This is a genomic window from Streptomyces longisporus (genome assembly GCF_039532765.1).
Taxonomy (GTDB): domain Bacteria; phylum Actinomycetota; class Actinomycetes; order Streptomycetales; family Streptomycetaceae; genus Streptomyces; species Streptomyces longisporus.
The window spans coordinates 1-16,754 of the sequence record NZ_BAAASG010000017.1 but is presented as its reverse complement, the minus strand read 5'-3'; the positions used below and the strand labels follow the sequence as shown (position 1 = coordinate 16,754).

Sequence of the window (16,754 nt, the reverse complement as noted above, 5' to 3'; positions counted from 1 at the left end):
TGGTCCACGACAGGAGTTGTGGCGTTGACAGGCGCCTTGCTCCTCACCTCGGCCTCGACAGCCTCAGCTGACTATGTCAGAGACCAACAGTGGGTGTTGGACGTATTCGCGATGAAAGACACCTGGGCAGTAACTCAGGGTCAAGGGGTGACGGTTGCTGTAGTCGATTCCGGCGTAGATGGCAGCCATCCTGATCTAACTGGCCAGGTCCTAAAGGGGAAGGATTTCACGGGCGGCGGCAATGCCCAAGATGATCTGTCGGGCCATGGAACGGGCATGGCAAGTATTATCGCTGCGCATGGCCATGGAACGGGAAACTCTTCTGGCATGATCGGGCTTGCGCCGAAGGCGAAGATCTTGCCGCTTCGCACGTACCAAAAGAAAAATGACAAGAATCCGGATGAGGCATGGGCTGCCGCTGTTCGGTATGCGGTCGATCAGGGCGCGAAGGTCATCAATCTATCTTTCGGTGCCGATGGTGGCAAAACTTCACCAGTCGGCCGTGAAGCCATTGCGTATGCGGAAGCCCACGATGTCGTAGTCGTCGCCGCTGCGGGAAATACTGGTGCTGTCGCCGTTGAGGAGCCAGCAGCACTTCCCGGAGTTGTTTCCGTTGGCGCTGTAGACAAAGAAGCGAACCGGTGGAACGGCTCTAACAGCGGCAAAGGGCTCGCCCTGATGGCTCCTGGTGTTCAAGTCCTCTCTGCAGATAACACCGAGTCCCAGAAATACAGCCTATCTGACGGAACTTCGGACGCGACAGCCTTCGTATCTGCCACCGCTGCTCTGGTCCGTGCAAAATATCCCAATCTCACGGCAGGCCAAGTAATCAATCGCCTAATCAAGTCGGCCTCGTTCCTTGGTCATAAGGGACTGAAGGCGCCTGACGAGGAATATGGCTACGGGATCATCCGCCCTCGCCAGGCGGTCACAATGAACATCCCCCCCGGCCCCAAGACGAACCCCCTCGGCCAACTTCAGTCCTCCACCTCCACGTCAACCGAATCGTCCAAGGCAACGGGCTCTTCGACCCAAGCCGAGAAGAAGGACTCCTCTTCCAGCAGCATCCTTGTCGTCGTTGGCGCGATTGCAGCGATCGTGGTGATCGGCGTAATCGCCCTCGTGGTGGTCCGAAGCCGTCGAAACGGTGGCAGTGGTGGCCCTGGCTCACGAGGTGGCGCCTCCTCTCAGTACGCCAGCTATCCGCCTGCCCAGCAGCCTTACCCCAGTTCAGCTACCAACCAGGGGCCCCCACCTTCTCCGGGGCAGTACCCGCACAACCCCAACCCATACAGCCAGCAGCCGCCGCACCAAGGGCAGTAGGAATAGCTCACCGTCCAGGGGTGGCGGCGGAGATGTTGGGCCATCGCGTTCCTCCGCGGCATGCATAACGACTACGCAGCGAACCTTCCCGAGAACAAGAATGGAACCTCTTCAATGGGCGCCATCGTCCTTCTCATCGGCGTTGTAGGCCTCGCAGCCGTCATTGCCGCCGTCGTCGTCTTCGCCGTAACCCGTAGTCGCCGCAACTCCGGGATGGGAGGCCCTGGCGGCGGAACGTACCCGCAGAACATGGCCCACCCGCCCCAGCAATCGATGCCCCCGGCCCAACCGCCGTATTACTCTGCGCCAGCTCCCAACCAGGGATACGGCTACCCTGCTCCCCCTGCGCAGGCTCCACAGCAGCCCAATCCCTACACGCAGCAGCCTCCGCCCCCAGGGCAATAGAGAGCAGGACCGGCGTCGGCCCGGTGCGAATTCAGGGATGCCTGGAAGTACGGTATCGGCCAGCGCCACGACGAGCTTGCCAAGACGATCGTCGGGTTCATCCAGAAGGCATGCGCCCAGGCTCTGGCCTTGAGTTTGCTGTACGTACCGTTGATGTCTTGCGCGAGTGCGGCAACGCCGGGTGGGGAATGGTTCACAGGGGATCACCTCAAAGGGCATATAGGGCTACTTGTGCCATTTCGATCAGTGTCGCGGTCGTCATCCCCCTGGACTGGCAGTGGTGAAAGACCGCACTGCAGTCCATTAATGGCCAGCACTATGCCCACTCATGGGCAGGGCTATACTCAGGCATTGCCGACGTGTTCGCGCCGAGCGCGGATACATTCCGCTCCATGCGGAATGTAAAGGACCTGGGGATAAGTCGTGGCAGCTGGGACGGAAATTGAGGACCCTGCAGCGCTCAATCGTGCTAGCTCCGGCGCACGCGAGATCGCAGGGCAGACGCGAACCGCCGGCGCTCATCCGGTGGACGAGACGCGGTCGACAGCACGGGACTTCGGCAGCGGCAACTGGGACGGCGGGCTGGAGGGGGCACTCACCAACCTGGCGGAGACCTGGCACTTCCAGGTCTCCGCACTCGCGGCCAGCTGCGACAACCTCGCCAGCCAGTGCGGCGGCACGGGTTTGCTGTATCAGCGCACCGAAGCCGCGAACACGCAAACCATGAACTCTCTGGCGAGTGACTTCGGTTGAACCAGGCCCTCCACTCACCGCACAGCGTCAGCCTGACAGGACTCACCACTCCACGGGGGACTCGCCGAGCTCATGCCGAAGTACGAGCAGCTGTACCACCTCAACCTCAGCAACCTCAAGGAGGCCGCTGACCGTTGGCATGAGACGGCCACCAAGTTCAAGGGCCTGCACTCCTCCTACAGTGATCACGTGGCCCGTCCCTTCCGGCAGGCCGGCTGGACCCAGCCGGTCCTGACGGCAGCCAAGGCTGACAACGATGTACGTGCCGCCCAGCAGCAGTTCGGGGATGCCCACAGGGAGGCACAGGGCATAGCCGGTGTCCTCACGACACTGCACGCCGAGCTGAATAAGGCGAAGAACGACCTCCAACACCTCGCCGACGTTGAGGCCAAGGAACAGGGCCTCCAAGTCAGTGCCACCGGTCTCGTCACCCTGCGCAACGATTCCTCGCAAGATGCCGGCGCCCTCTACGACCCCGACACTCAGGGCCTCACCCGCCAAGACCAGGAGGTCTGCGACGCCTTCGCCCGCCGTATCGAACGGGTCCTCCAGCGTGCCGCCGACGCTGATGAAACCGCCTGCTGGGCCCTCCGCCGCGATCTCGGTGGAAGCCGAGCCCACTTCAACTCCAGGGTCGTCACCTCTCTCGACGATGCCAAGGCCACGCGCGAAGCCGAGTTGAAGAAGAAAGAAGCCCGTACGAAGAATGGCGGGTGGGTCGCCGAAGGCGATGCTGACGCCACCGGACCCGGGCTCGGGAAATCGTCTACGGGGCCTGACACCGGCGCTGGGAAGCTGGGCGAAGCTGAGGCGCATGCCGACCTAGGCCGCGCGACCGCCGAGGGTTCGCTCACCAAGGGGGCGATGAAACTCGACGGAGGAGCCGAAGCTTATGCGGGCGCCAAGGCTTCCGCAGCCGGTGGCATCACCAACGAAGGCATCAAGGGCGAGGCTGGAGTCTTCGCAGGAGGCGAAGCGTCGGCACACGGCCGTGCTGACGTCGGCCCCGTCGGGGTGTATGGACGGACGGAGGCCATGGCTGGCGGTGAGGCCGGTGTCAACGCTGGGGCTGGCCTCGAGGGGCTGCAGGCCGGCGCAGAGGCATTCGCCGGCGCGAAGGTCGGCGCCGCGGGAGGAGCGGACATCGGGGGCATTGGGGCGGGCGCGACAGCCGAGGGCTGGTACGGCATCGGCGCCGAGGCCGAGGCGACTTTCGGCAAGGGCGAAGACGGCAAGTGGCACATCGGCTCGACGGTGGGCCTCGCCGTCGGACTCGGCGGCGAGGTGGGGTGTGAGGTCACCGTTGATCCAGGGAAGATCGCCGACACCGCGAGCGATGCTGCCGACGCCGTGGGCGATGCGGCCGGGGCGGTCGGCGACGCGATCGGCAGCGTGTTCTGATGCACGCTTCCACAGACCCCTGCCGTAGTTAAGGAGCGCCTGAGATGCCCACCCCCCTTCCCGTACCGATTGAGTTCGAACTTCCGGAAGGCTGGCGCGCCGCACCGCCGGATGAAGTCGGCGCACCGGGGGCGGCGTTCATCGCGCTGCATCCGCAACCGGATCACGGATTCACCGCGAACATCACGATCGATGGTGAATACCGCCCGGGTGGGGCGACGCTGTCCGAGATCGCCCATGAGTCCGTGGAGCGTTTGCGCCAGGCCGCCACATCGGTCGTGGTCACCGGCCGTCGTGAGATCGGCTCTGCGGATGCGCCCGGTTTCACACAGACACTTGCCGTCTCGGCGGACATCGGCGGCGTGGGCCGCCACCTCGTCCAGTCACAGGTGTACCTTTCCCTGCTCGACGTTGCCGATCCGCGTGAGCGGGCAGTGATCCGCCTGGTCCTCACAGCCACAGCGTCCCAATACCCCGCCATCGTGAACGACTTCCAGGACTTCGTGCGCACAGTTCGCCCGGACACCAGTCCAGCTACGTAGCGCCGTCCGCGGAACGGCAGATCTTGCACCGGCAATCCGATTTCTCAAAGGTTGATTTCATGGGACTCTTCGACAAGCTGACCGGGACCAGGCGCCCCGCCGACGGTGTCGCCCGGCGAACTGCGGCAGAGGTGGAGGCGGCCCTGCTGGGTCTCAACCGCCCTGACGTCCCGTACGTCATCCGGGACGGCCGTGCGGAAGGCGCCGACCTGGTGGCTGAGTGGCGCATCCTGGATCCGGCCTGGCAGACCTTCTTCGCCCGCACTCAGGTGAGTCGAATGTTCCAGGTCCGTATGCGCCTGGTCCCGGAGAAGCACGAGATCCGCTCCATCGACCAGCAACTCGAAGTCACGTGGGTCGACGGCACTCCCAGGCTGGCCTTCGTGGCTGAGGCCCAACGTGGCCAGGTGCAGACGGTCTCGAAGCGCTGGACGCTCGGCCGAGGCGAGGATGGTGGCCTCGAAGCGACCGAGACGTTCCGCTTCGACAGTGCTGACCTGAAGAACCCGCTACAGGACACCGTCCTCGGCGCGGGTTGGACCTGGCGCGGAGTCATCACCGGCAAACTGTGAAACACATGCTCCCCTTCCGCCCGCTTCCCATTTCGCGGATGGGCAGCGGGCCATCCGTCTCGGGGCCGGCCCGTACGCGGAGATCACTGTCGGCGAAGCTGGCGCTGACACGGGGCAGCGAACCGCGAGCGTGCGCGGACGAGAGGGACATGGGCCAACGACCTCGGATAAGGACGGAACCGCCGTCATGAACAAACCGTCCGAGGCGCCCGACATCGCGCAGGTCCTCGAACACAACCGCACGCTCCTGTACCGGCACATCGCCCCGCGCCTCGTTCTCGCCTTGATGCTGTCCGCTGTGCCGTTCGTGGCTCATGTGGTCAGCCGGGAGGCTGACTTACCTGCCTTCTATGCCCCTGCGGCCGTGCTCGTGCTGATCTTCCTCGTCCTCCGACTGCGTCACGGGTCGCGGTTCAAAGTGTGCGAGAAGGTGCTGCACACCTACCCCCTGGAGTACCGGACCCGGGTGTCCAAGAAGGACACGGAGTGGAAGTACCTGGGAGATGTGCACACTGTCCGCCTGTCGGTGCGCGGGCAGCACGGCGCCCCTTCTCTACGAGCGATCAACGCCTCGACGGTGCGCCGCTGGCCCAAGGAGGCTGAGGAGGGCGGCGCTTGGTTCGCCGGTGACCTGGCCTTCGGGGGTGTCATGATCGTGCCGGGCAGCAACGACATGCTCTTCGTGCAGCCCGCGGACTGGGAGAAGTACAAGCAGGAGCGCGCCCAGGCCGACCCCCAGCGCCGAGCCCTTGCTGAACGGGCTGGTATCTCCGGGCTTTTGGAGAAGGAACCGAACATCGTGGTGTACGGATGAAGCGCGCATTCGGTTGGGTGTGCGGCGTCGTCCTCGCCCTCGTGACCGTCTTCTGGTGCGTCACGGCGACCGCCGACCTCGCTCTGTCCGCCGGTATCTACGGCACCCCTGGCAAGTACAAGGTCGGCACTTGCGTCGACACCAGCAACAGCCGTAGGAACTCCAACTACGAGTGCGACGGCCACTTCACGCCGGATGGCGGCAGCGCCGAGGACGCCGTCTACGTGCACCTCAAACACACCGGGCATGACTACCCGGACGGCACCGAGTTCGACGCACGGCAGGGGATCGAACCGCACACGATTCAGCGGGTCGGGTTCTGGGGCGTCGTGGGCGAGCTGTGGCAGGTTTCGGTCTGCGTGGCCGTCCTTGGGTGCCTCGCGTACCAAGCGATCAAGCCACGCGGAGCGTCCCGGCGCCGGGAATCCCATACCAGGCAGCGCTCGCGGCGCCAGCAGGTAGCCGACTGGATGGTCTATGTCGTCGTAATCGCGATCCCCGTGGGCATCCTGAGCTGGATGGCCATGCTCGCGGAGCCGACCCCGTAGGTGGGTCGGCCCTGGGTGAGCGTCTATTCGTACCGGATGGGTGACTCCGGTAGACCTGACCACGCGACCTATGCGGCAGCGAGCTCGCACCACACGTATTTTCCCCGGTTGCCGTTTCTGGTCAACGGCTGCCAGCCCCATACGTCGGCGCAGGCGCGGACCAGTGCGAGGCCGCGGCCCTGTTCCGCGTCGACCAAGGCGGCCAGGTCCGATGGAGGTTCGGGCGGCTCAGGGTCGGCGTCCCAGGCACCGATGCGCAGCACCCCGCTGCGCCACCGCAGGCGCAGAGCGGCCGGCCCTTTGGTGTGGAGTACGGCGTTGGCGGTCAGCTCTGTCGCGAGGAGTTCAGCGGTGTCTGCGTGATGGATGAGGCCGTGCATCGTGAGGATCAGACGGACGGTACGGCGGCAGATGGTAACGGCGCGTGGGTCGTTCGGGATGTAGAGGGAGTACTCCCAGGGTTCGGTTTCGGGCATGCGGCAACTCCGGTTCGGTGGGTGGGGCTTTCGGAGAACTGCGGGTGGCGGGCGGTGGCGTTGCCGCAGCCGTCATGGCAGGACGGAGCAGTGCGCTTCCGGTGACCCCGGGATCCGCAGAGTGTGCGTCGCGTCACTGACGGTAGAGCCACAATTTGGGACCGTGCAAGTCGTTGCCGTAATCTGACCCTCGAACGAGCCACTGCCTCCAGGGCAGTTGGGGGCAAGGAGGAAGTCGTGGCCCGCAGGAGACAGCCCACCGCACGCCAGGAGCGTCTCGGCGCGGAACTGCGGAAACTGCGCGAGGCTGCAGGGCTCAAGGGGCGTGAAGCCGCCGCACTACTAGGGACCGACTCAGCTCAGATGAGCCAGATCGAGTTCGGTACGGCAGGGGTGAGCGGGGAGCGCGTCCGAAGGCTTGCTGCTCACTACGCCTGCACCGACGCCGATTTGATCGAAGCCCTAGTGGCGATGGCGACTGATCGGACGCGCGGCTGGTGGGAGGAGTATCAGGGTCTATTGCCCGCTTCGTTTCTGGATATCGCCGAGTTGGAGCACCACGCCACTTACCGGTTCGACGTCGAGTTCCTGCACGTCCCGGGCCTCTTTCAGACGGAGGACTACGCCCGTGGGATCTTCTCGTACCGCGTTCCCGAACTCCCTGAGAAGGACCTTGCCTTGCGAGTCCGTCACCGCATGGCACGCAAGGTGATCATTACGGGCCCCGCCCCTATCCCGTACGAGGCCGTGATCCACGAAGCGGCTCTGCGCATCAGAGTCGGCAACCGGGCCGCCTCGCGAACCCAGCTCATCCGCATCCTGGAACTTTCTGAAGCGGACCACGTCACCGTGCGGGTCATCCCCTTCGACCTGGACGACTTCGGCGGAGCCTGGAGCGGCATGACTTACGCGGGTGGGGCTGTGCCGAAATTGGACACGGCGCTGCGCGACACGGCCCACGGCACGGCCTTCATCGACTCCGAGGCTCAACTTGCTGCCTTTCGAACGCTCTTCCGTAAAGTGGAGGCAGTATCACTCGAACCAGCACGTTCGCGTGACTTCATCCACAGGTTGGCGAAGGAACTGTGAGGCGAGCCGTGACCACCCCTGAGAACTGGCAGAAGTCGTCCTTCTCCGGCGGCGCCGACGGCAACAATTGCGTAGAGGTAGCGAACTTCCACTCCCGAGTCGCGATACGCGACTCGAAGATCCCGACCTGGGGCACGCTCTCCTTCCCGGCTGGAGCCTTCACGGCGTTCATCAGCGACCTCAAAGCCAACCCCGGTCGTGACCTCCAAGGTCCGTAGCGTGCTGAGGGCCGGGATTCCCGGCTGGCCGCCTGCCGATCTGCCCAGGGCTCAGCCGACCTGTTCGAAGACCATCGACCACCAGCTGTCCGGCTGCGCGAACGCGTACCGGTCGCGGGCACGGAGGTATTCCACGAGCTTGTCGGTGTACGGGCCGCGGTCTTGTGGCGCGGCGCGCTCCAGGTGCTTGGTCCGCAGTGCGAAGCGGTACAGGAATTCGACGAGGTCGGCAAGGGTCCGGTTAACGATCTCGGCCTGTGGTTCCTCTCCGAAGGACATGAGAATCACGTAGCCGCGCTCCATGTCGAGGCAGTACCGCATCGCGGGGTCGTCGGTGGGGCCGCCCAGCACGAGGATGCGTGTCTCCTCGTCGCCGACAGCCACCGGCACGACGGTGAAGGGATCAGGGCCCTCCTCGGCGGTGTCGAGGGTGAACAGGACGTCAACGTACTTGGGCACTCCGACGTCGCAGAGCACCTCGGCGTCAGCCTGTGACAGCCCGCGCTCCTCGGCGGCGGAACGGTCCAGCGTGACCACGTGGCCAACGCCGAACAGCTCCGTCATCTCGTCATGGGTGGCCATGCGTCCTCTTGATCCCTTTCGTCATGCACTCGTCCGGCCGGGGCCGGCCATTTCCAGGGTGCGCCGGCGGTTCAGGGGGCGAGACCGGCTCGCCACAGCAGTTTCAGCCAGTCGTCGTACTCCTCCAGATCGTCGTCGACCAGCGCGAGCCGCGCGCACTCCGGAGTGGCCAACCGCTCCAGGAAGAACGCCTCCAGCCCGGGCGCGAGCTGCTCGAAGCGTTCCGCGTCGACCCACTCCCGATGCTCGTCCGGGATACCGAGGACGCCGCCGCCCGCGCGGTCGAGGAAGACCGGTGTGTCGCCGATCAACCCGATGCAGAACAGTTTGTCCGGGGAAAGTGCCAGCGGGGAGTCGACCACCGGCCCGCAGTAGAACTGGTGCTCCTCCGCCTCCTCCAGGCTGAAGAGCTGCACGTTCGGCCCGCAGCTTGCGCCGTCCAGCACGCGACAGAAGTCCACGAACTCCCGCGGCACCCCGTCGGCCTCCGCAGCGGCTGCCGTCTCCTCGTCGATCGTCCCGCCGAGAGTGAACCGGAAAAAGTCGGGGCTCTCCGCCAGCGCCGACCGCAAAGCGTCCACCGTAGCGATCAGACGGGACGATCCCGGGCTCGTGTTAGTCATCTCGCCACCACTTGATGTCGATATTGATCGGATTGCCGTCCGGAAGAATTTTGATCTGCTGGCGTATCTGCTGCAGCGCGTGGGTGAGGGGCGTGACAGCCCCTGGACCCGTAGCCACGAAGTAGCCCGGTGCGTGGACCGGTGACGTCCGCGTGATCGACGACGCTGCTTGGCGGGCTACCCGCTGGGCCAGTGCGCCAGCAGCGACCCGATCAGGTCGAATCGTCACATCGGTCACGCTCAGCCAAGCCCTTCAATCAGATCGTTATCTGAGCTCCACAGGCGGGATGTGCCTTGCGTCTGCGAAGGTCATAAGCTGTCGTGAGATTCGCGGGGGCGCCGGAAGGTGCGCGAGTGGCTGTAGTTGTGCCTCGCAGCAACCTGGGGTGCGGGTCAGTTGAGATGCGGGCTCTGTGCCTAAAGGGCCGGACCACCCATCGTGCTCCCTCGCAGATTGACCTGTGAGAGGGAACTCATGTCTTACCCGACGCCGCCGGGAAGCGGCAATCCGTATGGGCAGCCGCCCCCGCAGAGTGGTTGGCAGCCGCAACCGCAACAGCCCCCGCAGTGGCAGGGGCAGGCGCCCGTGCCTCCCATGCCTGCGACACACCCAGGGGTGGCTCCAGGGACTGTTCCAGCCCAACCGGGGCCGCCTCAGTATGGCGCGCCCTATCTGCCTGGAAACCCTGTGCCCGGGGCGCCGGTGCCCCCCGCGGCTGGGGGTGGCGCTGCTCGCAAGGTCATCGGAAGTCTGCTCGGGGTGTTCGGCGTGCTCGGCACGCTCGGCGGTGGCGCGCTCGCGGCTCACGCGTACAGCAACAGCCGACAGTCGATACCCAACTCTGCCTACGGTGCGGTGGTGTGGCGCAACGAGGGCGTCGAGAAGCTCTTCCCGGCGACCATTGGTGACCCGCCCAACTACACCTACAAGGCGTCGGACAGGAAGATCGCGCAGTGGAGTCGGATGGGTATCTCCCAGGACACCTCCTGCGCCAAGGGGCTGAGCGGCAAGACCAAGGAGACTGCGAAACGGCTCGGTTGCCAGGCCGTCCTGCGCGCCACGTACGTCGATCTCACCGGGGAGATGGTCGCCACCGTCGCAATCATCGTGCTGCCCACCGGCTCGACCGGCGCCCAGAAGATGGGCGAGTATCTCGAGGGCCAGGAGCAGGAGGATGTCCCGGACGCCGCCGTGGTGCCTTTCGCGGTGCCCGGCACGCTCGCGGCGAAGTGGCAGGAGAACCGGCGCAACGGCATGGGCGGATACGGCCTCGGAGACGACACGTTCCCGTACGCCGTCGCCGTCACGACCGGCGCGGTTGACGGCCGTACCTCGGGCAACCTGCCCGGTGACTTCGGTAGCTACGCCGCGAACGACGAGGACAAGATCCCGTGGATGGGCGCGGCCCATGCCCTCAGCGAGATGGTCTACAACAACATCGGGAACCTGGAGAAGTGAGCCCCGCAGTGAAGTTCCGGATCCTACGCGCCACCTGCACCGCGGTCGCTCTCACCGGTCTGATGTGCACGCTGGCCACCGCGCCGGCACTGGCGGCCACGCCGATTGGTTGGGAAGGCACCGCCCTCGCCTTGTCCGCGGCACAACAGCTCAGCCAGGGCGAGGGAGTGACGGTTGCGGTCCTCGACAGTGGTGTCTACGCGAACCATCCCGCCCTGAAGGGCAAGGTCACCACCGGACCCGACTACCGCAAGGATGGACTGAAGGAGGGGGACCCGAAGTGGGGAAGGCACGGGACCGCCATGGCCTCGGACGTCCTCAAGGTGGCCCCGAAGGCCAAGATCCTCTCGGTGCGCGTCATCGACGACAAGCACAAGGAGGAACTCAGCCAGAAGGAGCTGGAGGATTTCCGGAAGGGCAACCCGATCGCCCAGGGGATCGAGTACGCGGTTCAGCACGGCGCCAACGTGATCTCCATGTCGCTCGGCAGTGAGGACATGTTCGGCTCCTACGACAAGGAGGAGGCCGCCGCCCTGGCGCATGCCGCTCGCGAGGGCGTGACGGTCCTCGCTTCGGCCGGCAATGCGGGCGACGTCCTCAACGGGGTGTCGTACCCGGCCGGTTACCCGGGTGTGATCGCGGTGGCCGCCACCCAGCAGAATGGCAGGCGCGCCGAGTTCTCCACGGTGCACACCTACAACGACGTGGCTGCGCCCGGCATCGCCATCATCAGCGCGTCGAACACCGGCGGCTACAGGCCGGTCGATGGCACTTCGCCGGCCTGCGCGCTCGCCGCCGGCGTCGTGGCGCTCATGTACGCGAAGAACCCGAAGCTGACCCCGGCCCAGGTGAACGACGTCCTGATCGCCACCACCCACCGTCCCGCGGGTGGCGGCAGCGCTGTGCTCGGCTACGGCCTGATCAACGCGGCCGCTGCTGTCAAGGCCGCCGCCTCGCCCCCCAAGGACATGACAGGGTCGGTGGCTTACAAGGGCAAGGAGCACCTGGCGACTCCGGACGGCACACCGAAGACCAAGCACGTGCCAATGGAGCAGAGCCTGTGGATGACGGGCCTGGTCGCTGCCGGAGTGGGACTGGCGTTTCTGCTCGGCGGTGTACTCCTCGCTCTGTCTGGTCGGCGCAAGGTCTCGGCGGGAGCGGTCGGTATGGTGCAGCCTCAGGGGTCCTTCACAGGCTGATGCCTCGGCGGGTTTCAGAAAGCTCCTGTTTGGCCGGAAGTCATTGTGGCCTTCCGTTCAGCGGGGGCTTTCGCTTCCTTGACCTACGGGCCATGCGTGGTGCGCTCGCGTTGGCCACAGGCGGTGCCGGAGCTCAAGTCCGTCAGTTATGCGGCAATTTCGGTGTCGGCACGAGCCGGGCTCGAAGGATCGTGCTTCCCTAACGGGCCGACAGACAGAGATTGGTAAAGATCCGCCAATACCTGCAGGTACACGAAGGCGTGTTTTGATGGCCGCCCACGCGGCGGCGAGCAGCTGGTTCGCCTCCCTCTGCCCCAGGGCCCGGCTCAGCAGGGCCGGCCAGTGCGGGGCGGCCCCGAACTCCTCGGCCGCCCGGGCCGCCACGACGAATTGGAAGACGGTCAGGACCTCGATGCCAACGGAAGCCTCAGTGATCGCCAGTGAGACGATGTGCCAGTTCCGTGATCAGGGAGAAGCTGTGGGGGATGAAGGATTCCGGGTCCATCCGGACGCGCTGAAGGCGTACGACAAGGTCATCCAGGACCAGATTGAGCAGATCTCGCGGATCTGGCCGAAGCTGGCGGCGGTGCCGCTCTCGTCGGACGACTTCGGCAAGCTGCCGAACGCGCACAACCTTTACGAGGCGTACCACGAGCATGTGGAGGCCGAGCAGCACAATTTCGCCGACCTGCTCGAGATCCTTCGCCACGCCGGTGACGGGCTCCAGAACTCGGCGACGAACTACGAGAGCCAGGACCATCACATCGACGCTTCGTTCGGAGGCGGACAGTGAGCGGCGGCACTTTCCAGCAGGTCGGCGACGCGTACAAGTGGACGCGGGACTTCATGGACCAGCCGCTGATCCCACTGCCGGAGATCAACAATCCCGTTGCGGACGGCTTGGACGCAGGTCTGGACAGCGCCGTCAAGTGGGCGCTGGACTCCAGCGGGTTGATGGGCATGCTGGAGGAGGTCACCGGCAACCTCGCCGGACTCACTGCGGCCGCCCACGAGTGGCAGGCCCAGGCGAAGGCGATGCGGGCGGTCAGCACCGCTCTGCGTGAGGGCGGCGGCACACTTGCCGGGCAGTGGGAAGGCGTCGCGTCGAACGCGTTCGGCCGGCACATGGGCCAGGTGGTCGAGGCGATCGACGGCACCGCCAAGGACATGGACGAGATCGCGCAGATCATCAGCCAGGCGGCTGCGGCCTGCCAGCTCGCCGAGAACATGATCATTGGGATCATCCGGGAGGCGATCGAGGCGCTGATCGCCTCGCTCGCCGCGATGGTCGTGGTCGACATCCTGACCGTCGGCCTTGCGACCGTTGCCGACGCTCTCGTGGCGGATGCCGAGATCGCCGCGTTCATCGAGCGGGTAGGAAAGGTCTCCGCCGACCTGGAGCGGACGCTGAAGGAGCTGATGGACAAGGTCCGCGAGCTCAGGAAGGCCGGCAAGTCTTTCAGTGAGATCAAGAAAGGTCTCAAGGAAGCCCGGACGGCGGCCAAGGCCGTGCGGAAGATCGGCGGCATGAGCAACAGGCTGGAGAGAGGCGGGAACCTGCTCAGATCCCCGTCGATGGAGAACCTCGGGGAATTCGCTGCCGCCAAGGGCGTCAAGGCCGTAATCGGCGCTGAGAAGGGCGTCATCGCAGGCGGCGTCGGAGCGGTGATCGGTGCCGACGGCCCGATGAGCCCGGTCACGGACGGGCTGAGCAAGGACCCCGCCATCGATGCCGTGGCCGGTCAGCTTGACGGCCGCAAGAACGAGACCCCGTACCGTGTCCCGAAGACGCGCATCGAGGAGGACTTCGGATGAGCGGGCCTCGACTGCGTCCTCGTCGGGCGCGCACAGTGCCGCGCACCCGAACCTCTTCAACGACCAGGTCCGAATGGATTGCCTCCCCCGCCGCTACCTCCCCGAAGGCAGCCTGGACAAGCGCTATGCCGAGCTCCCCGAGAAAGCGCGCCGTCGTCCCCAAGGCCTCGAACACTCCCGCTAGTTGATCCCCTGCACCACGACGCGGGACACGGCCAGCGCAACCGTCGTGGGCGCGGTCGCCCACAAGGGCGGTGCGGGTACCCGCCGCTGCAGGTCGGTGCTCCTGCGGGGGCTCATCTGCTCTTTGAAACTCGTGGCGCCGACATCGCGGTCGGGCAGGATGGTGACGGGTGGTATCTGCGGCGACTGCACGGCCACGATGGCACACGGCCAGTTGCCGTACCTGACGCGTAGCGGGCCCAGCGGCTGTGCGCGCCCTACGGAGTTTCGGCAGGTGTACCTTGCTGCCTCGCATTAAGAAGGTCACCGCGGAAGGCTAGGCCAACGCCGGTGGGAGCAAGGTGCGGCCCCGCACTTCGGCGGTGGCCTCGACGGATAGGCTTGGGTCATGGGCATGATCCGCAGGCTGCTGGGCTTGACGACCGACGACATCGAACAGCTGCGTGAGCAGCGTCTCGCCGAGCACGCAGCCCGCGTCTCGGCCTTCCTCGCACCCGGCGAAACCCTCGTCGGCACCGCCCAGGCCCACCTGATCGGCGCCCCCACACCCCCGGACCGGCTCATCCCCCGCCTGCCGCCGCCCGCATCCGCGCCGGTCGAGCAGGCCAGGGAATCGGGCCTCGCACGCGCCGCGGGTTGGGCGTATGTGGCCGCGCACCCGTTCCAGGCAGCCGGAGAGGTGCTCGGGGACGCGCTCTCCGACGCTCTGTGGTACGTGCCCGACAAGGTCATCGGTCACCTGGCCGTCGACCGGCGCGCCGACTGGTCGACCACAGCCGCGCGGCTGGTCCTGCTGACCCTCGCGGTGGAGCAACTGGACGGCTACAGCGGCAATTTCGTGGTAGCGGCGACAGACCGCAGGCTTCTGGTCCTCGGCCATGCGTACAAGGGCCGTGATCCGCTGTATCCGCTGCTCCAGTACGCCCCCGGTGAGATCGCGTCCGTGCAGATCGTCCCCACCGCGAAGAGCGCAAAGGGTATGGCGGAGCCGCACGTCGACCTGGTCTTCCATGATGGATCGTCAGTCACCGCGGCCCCGGACGCCATCGCCGGCACGCGTTTCGCCGAGTTGCTGTCGCGTCCGACGAACTGAGCGGGGGCCGGACGCATGGGTGGCTGGGCAACGCGAGCGTAGTTCCCTTGAAGCATCAAGCCCTGTGGAAGGAGCGATCGGATCGTGAGAATGACGAGAGACGAAGCCGTCGAGGCGGCCCGTGTCCACCTGCGGGAAATTTACGGAGACGGCCCGCCGGCCATCGTGATGCAGCCAGAACTCTCCGTCGAGCACGACATGGCATGGGCCGTGCGGTTCGACAGTCAGGAGCACCTCGACACCGGGGATATCACCCATGCGCCGATGGTGCGGATGGTCGTCGTCTTCAAGGACGGGTCGTTCGTCGGATTCCCTCCTTCTGCGTACACGACTGAGCAGTCGAAGACGTGGCTGGCCACGGGCCAGCGGCCCAGGAAGCCCTTCTGAGCCCATGAATGTGCAGGGAGTACCCCCATGGTTTCCGGCATGGCGGAACTCCTGTCGGATAGAGGGGGCTTGGCCGGTCGTGACGGCTGGGAGCGACCACGGAGCCCAAGGCTCCCGCGCCTGGCCTACCACCGGTAGGCGTCGATTGAGGTAGTCGAAGCTGTGGCCCTGTCACCTTGACTCGTCCTTCTTGTGCTTACCTCCCGAAGCGGGTCCTGCTCAAAGCGCCAAGTTGCTGGCCCTCAGGGCCGGGTTTCCTCGACACACCCCGTGATGCCACGGTCTGACGTGCACATGCATTCGGCGGGGGAGGGTGTGCATGGCGATCGAACGGCCGGGTGAAGTGGTCTCGTTCCTGTCGTCATCGGTATCAACTGGCCGACAGTGAACGAGGACAACGTCCGCGGGTTTGCCGGTCACGTGCGGGAGTTCGCGCAGAATGTGGAGCGCGCGCACAACGCCTCCAGCGCCACCGTCCGGCAACTCGGCGAAGCGTACGAGGGTGCGTCCTATGAGGCGCTGCTCGCGAAGTGGGCTGCGGTTTCGGACAAACACTTCAACGAACTGGTGCAGGCATCTCATGTGGTGGCGACTGCCCTGGACGTGGCGGCGGATGTGATCGTGGCGATGTAAGTCGAGACGATCGCCGAACTCGTCGCGCTGGCCGCAGCTTTCGTCGCCGACCAGGCCGCCGCGGTGACCACCCTCGGCCGGAGACCGACGCGATGGGCCAGCTGGTCAAGCGCCTCGTGGCACCGGACAGACCACCGACTGTCCGGTACTGATAGTCGTCACGGTGCCGAGACGAACACTTTGCTCTCTCATTGCGTGCTCGGATCTAGGTTCGATGATGAACAGGAGCGTGCAGTCTTGTGATGGGGGCGTTGTGGCGATCGAACTGCCTGATGAAGTGGTGTCGTTCCTTCAGTTCATCGGGGTGAACTGGCCGAACGTCAATGAGGACAAGGTCCGTGAACTTGCCTCGCATGTGCGGGAGTTCGCCGAGAGCGTGGACAACACCCATCAGGACTCCACCGCGACGATCAAGCGGCTGGGTGATCACTACCAGGGAGCCTCCTACGAGGCGCTGCTGGCGAAGTGGGCGCAGCTGTCGAACGGTCATATGAGCGAGCTGATCCAGGCCTGCCACACCGTGGCCACCGCGCTGGACGTGGCGGCCGACGTCATCGTGGGGATGAAGGTCGAGGTGATCGCCGAACTGGCCGTGCTGGCAGCGACGTTCATCGCCGATCAAGCGGCGGCGGTGGCGAC

22 protein-coding genes are annotated in these 16,754 nt (G+C 65.6%); 17 read left to right on the top strand and 5 right to left on the bottom strand.

Features of this window, described 5'->3' with window-relative positions; translation table 11 throughout:
• Window positions 1–93: 93 nt before the first annotated feature.
• The 7 genes from mycP to ABD355_RS33850 all read left to right on the top strand — a co-directional run bounded on the left by mycP (window position 94) and on the right by ABD355_RS33850 (window position 6,358).
• A complete protein-coding gene (gene mycP, locus ABD355_RS33880; RefSeq protein ID WP_344404736.1) occupies window positions 94–1,323 on the top strand; it encodes a type VII secretion-associated serine protease mycosin in 1,230 nt (409 codons plus the stop codon).
• Window positions 1,324–2,253: 930 nt separating this feature from the next.
• A complete protein-coding gene (locus ABD355_RS33875; protein ID WP_344404734.1) occupies window positions 2,254–2,481 on the top strand; it encodes a hypothetical protein in 228 nt (75 codons plus the stop codon).
• Between the two features lie 72 nt (window positions 2,482–2,553).
• Window positions 2,554–3,882, top strand: coding sequence for a hypothetical protein (locus ABD355_RS33870; RefSeq protein WP_344404733.1), 1,329 nt, complete (start codon window positions 2,554–2,556; stop codon window positions 3,880–3,882).
• Between the two features lie 44 nt (window positions 3,883–3,926).
• Window positions 3,927–4,424: a hypothetical protein gene (locus tag ABD355_RS33865; protein ID WP_344404731.1), complete on the top strand. Its 498-nt coding sequence runs from the start codon at window positions 3,927–3,929 to the stop codon at window positions 4,422–4,424.
• Window positions 4,425–4,483: 59 nt separating this feature from the next.
• Complete coding sequence (locus tag ABD355_RS33860; RefSeq protein ID WP_344404730.1) at window positions 4,484–4,996, top strand: hypothetical protein; 513 nt, start codon at window positions 4,484–4,486, stop codon at window positions 4,994–4,996.
• Between the two features lie 187 nt (window positions 4,997–5,183).
• Window positions 5,184–5,810 carry a hypothetical protein gene (locus ABD355_RS33855; protein ID WP_344404729.1) on the top strand — a complete coding sequence of 209 codons (627 nt, stop codon included), beginning with the start codon at window positions 5,184–5,186 and terminating at the stop codon, window positions 5,808–5,810.
• Complete coding sequence (locus ABD355_RS33850) at window positions 5,807–6,358, top strand: hypothetical protein (protein ID WP_344404728.1); 552 nt, start codon at window positions 5,807–5,809, stop codon at window positions 6,356–6,358. Before ABD355_RS33855 ends, ABD355_RS33850 begins: the two co-directional genes overlap by 4 nt.
• 68 nt (window positions 6,359–6,426) lie before the next feature.
• On the opposite strand, the gene ABD355_RS33845 is transcribed toward ABD355_RS33850, so the two are convergent.
• A complete protein-coding gene (locus tag ABD355_RS33845) occupies window positions 6,427–6,834 on the bottom strand; it encodes an ATP-binding protein (RefSeq protein WP_344404727.1) in 408 nt (135 codons plus the stop codon).
• Window positions 6,835–7,071: 237 nt separating this feature from the next.
• On the opposite strand from ABD355_RS33845, the gene ABD355_RS33840 reads away from it, so the two are divergent.
• Window positions 7,072–7,923 carry a helix-turn-helix domain-containing protein gene (locus tag ABD355_RS33840; protein ID WP_344404726.1) on the top strand — a complete coding sequence of 284 codons (852 nt, stop codon included), beginning with the start codon at window positions 7,072–7,074 and terminating at the stop codon, window positions 7,921–7,923.
• An 8-nt stretch (window positions 7,924–7,931) separates the two neighbouring features.
• On the top strand, window positions 7,932–8,141 hold the full coding sequence (locus tag ABD355_RS33835) for a DUF397 domain-containing protein (RefSeq protein WP_344404725.1): 210 nt from the start codon (window positions 7,932–7,934) through the stop codon (window positions 8,139–8,141).
• A gap of 51 nt (window positions 8,142–8,192) precedes the next feature.
• Here the strand turns inward: ABD355_RS33835 and ABD355_RS33830 are convergent, their stop codons facing one another.
• The 3 genes from ABD355_RS33830 to ABD355_RS33820 form a co-directional block, all read right to left on the bottom strand.
• A complete protein-coding gene (locus ABD355_RS33830; RefSeq protein ID WP_344404723.1) occupies window positions 8,193–8,723 on the bottom strand; it encodes an SUKH-4 family immunity protein in 531 nt (176 codons plus the stop codon).
• Window positions 8,724–8,794: 71 nt separating this feature from the next.
• Window positions 8,795–9,346: a hypothetical protein gene (locus tag ABD355_RS33825; RefSeq protein ID WP_344404722.1), complete on the bottom strand. Its 552-nt coding sequence runs from the start codon at window positions 9,344–9,346 to the stop codon at window positions 8,795–8,797.
• Complete coding sequence (locus ABD355_RS33820; protein WP_344404721.1) at window positions 9,339–9,584, bottom strand: hypothetical protein; 246 nt, start codon at window positions 9,582–9,584, stop codon at window positions 9,339–9,341. Before ABD355_RS33820 ends, ABD355_RS33825 begins: the two co-directional genes overlap by 8 nt.
• A 531-nt stretch (window positions 9,585–10,115) precedes the next feature.
• Here ABD355_RS33820 and ABD355_RS33815 point away from each other — a divergent pair.
• The 4 genes from ABD355_RS33815 (at window position 10,116) to ABD355_RS33800 (ending at window position 13,819) form a co-directional block, all read left to right on the top strand.
• On the top strand, window positions 10,116–10,805 hold the full coding sequence (locus ABD355_RS33815) for a hypothetical protein (protein ID WP_344404720.1): 690 nt from the start codon (window positions 10,116–10,118) through the stop codon (window positions 10,803–10,805).
• A complete protein-coding gene (locus tag ABD355_RS33810) occupies window positions 10,802–12,004 on the top strand; it encodes a S8 family peptidase (protein ID WP_344404719.1) in 1,203 nt (400 codons plus the stop codon). Before ABD355_RS33815 ends, ABD355_RS33810 begins: the two co-directional genes overlap by 4 nt.
• A 430-nt stretch (window positions 12,005–12,434) precedes the next feature.
• Window positions 12,435–12,797, top strand: coding sequence for a hypothetical protein (locus ABD355_RS33805; protein WP_344404718.1), 363 nt, complete (start codon window positions 12,435–12,437; stop codon window positions 12,795–12,797).
• A complete protein-coding gene (locus ABD355_RS33800; protein WP_344404717.1) occupies window positions 12,794–13,819 on the top strand; it encodes a WXG100 family type VII secretion target in 1,026 nt (341 codons plus the stop codon). The genes ABD355_RS33805 and ABD355_RS33800 overlap by 4 nt, the downstream gene beginning before the upstream one ends.
• A 180-nt stretch (window positions 13,820–13,999) precedes the next feature.
• Here the strand turns inward: ABD355_RS33800 and ABD355_RS33795 are convergent, their stop codons facing one another.
• A complete protein-coding gene (locus ABD355_RS33795) occupies window positions 14,000–14,194 on the bottom strand; it encodes a hypothetical protein (protein WP_344404716.1) in 195 nt (64 codons plus the stop codon).
• A 196-nt stretch (window positions 14,195–14,390) separates the two neighbouring features.
• Here ABD355_RS33795 and ABD355_RS33790 point away from each other — a divergent pair, with 196 nt between their 5' ends.
• The 4 genes from ABD355_RS33790 to ABD355_RS33775 form a co-directional block, all read left to right on the top strand.
• Window positions 14,391–15,095 carry a hypothetical protein gene (locus tag ABD355_RS33790; RefSeq protein WP_344404715.1) on the top strand — a complete coding sequence of 235 codons (705 nt, stop codon included), beginning with the start codon at window positions 14,391–14,393 and terminating at the stop codon, window positions 15,093–15,095.
• Between the two features lie 90 nt (window positions 15,096–15,185).
• Complete coding sequence (locus ABD355_RS33785; protein ID WP_344405022.1) at window positions 15,186–15,482, top strand: YrhB domain-containing protein; 297 nt, start codon at window positions 15,186–15,188, stop codon at window positions 15,480–15,482.
• Between the two features lie 384 nt (window positions 15,483–15,866).
• Complete coding sequence (locus ABD355_RS33780; protein ID WP_344404714.1) at window positions 15,867–16,115, top strand: WXG100 family type VII secretion target; 249 nt, start codon at window positions 15,867–15,869, stop codon at window positions 16,113–16,115.
• A 253-nt stretch (window positions 16,116–16,368) separates the two neighbouring features.
• A partial coding sequence (locus ABD355_RS33775; protein ID WP_344404713.1) for a WXG100 family type VII secretion target occupies window positions 16,369–16,754 on the top strand: 386 nt, incomplete at its 3' end.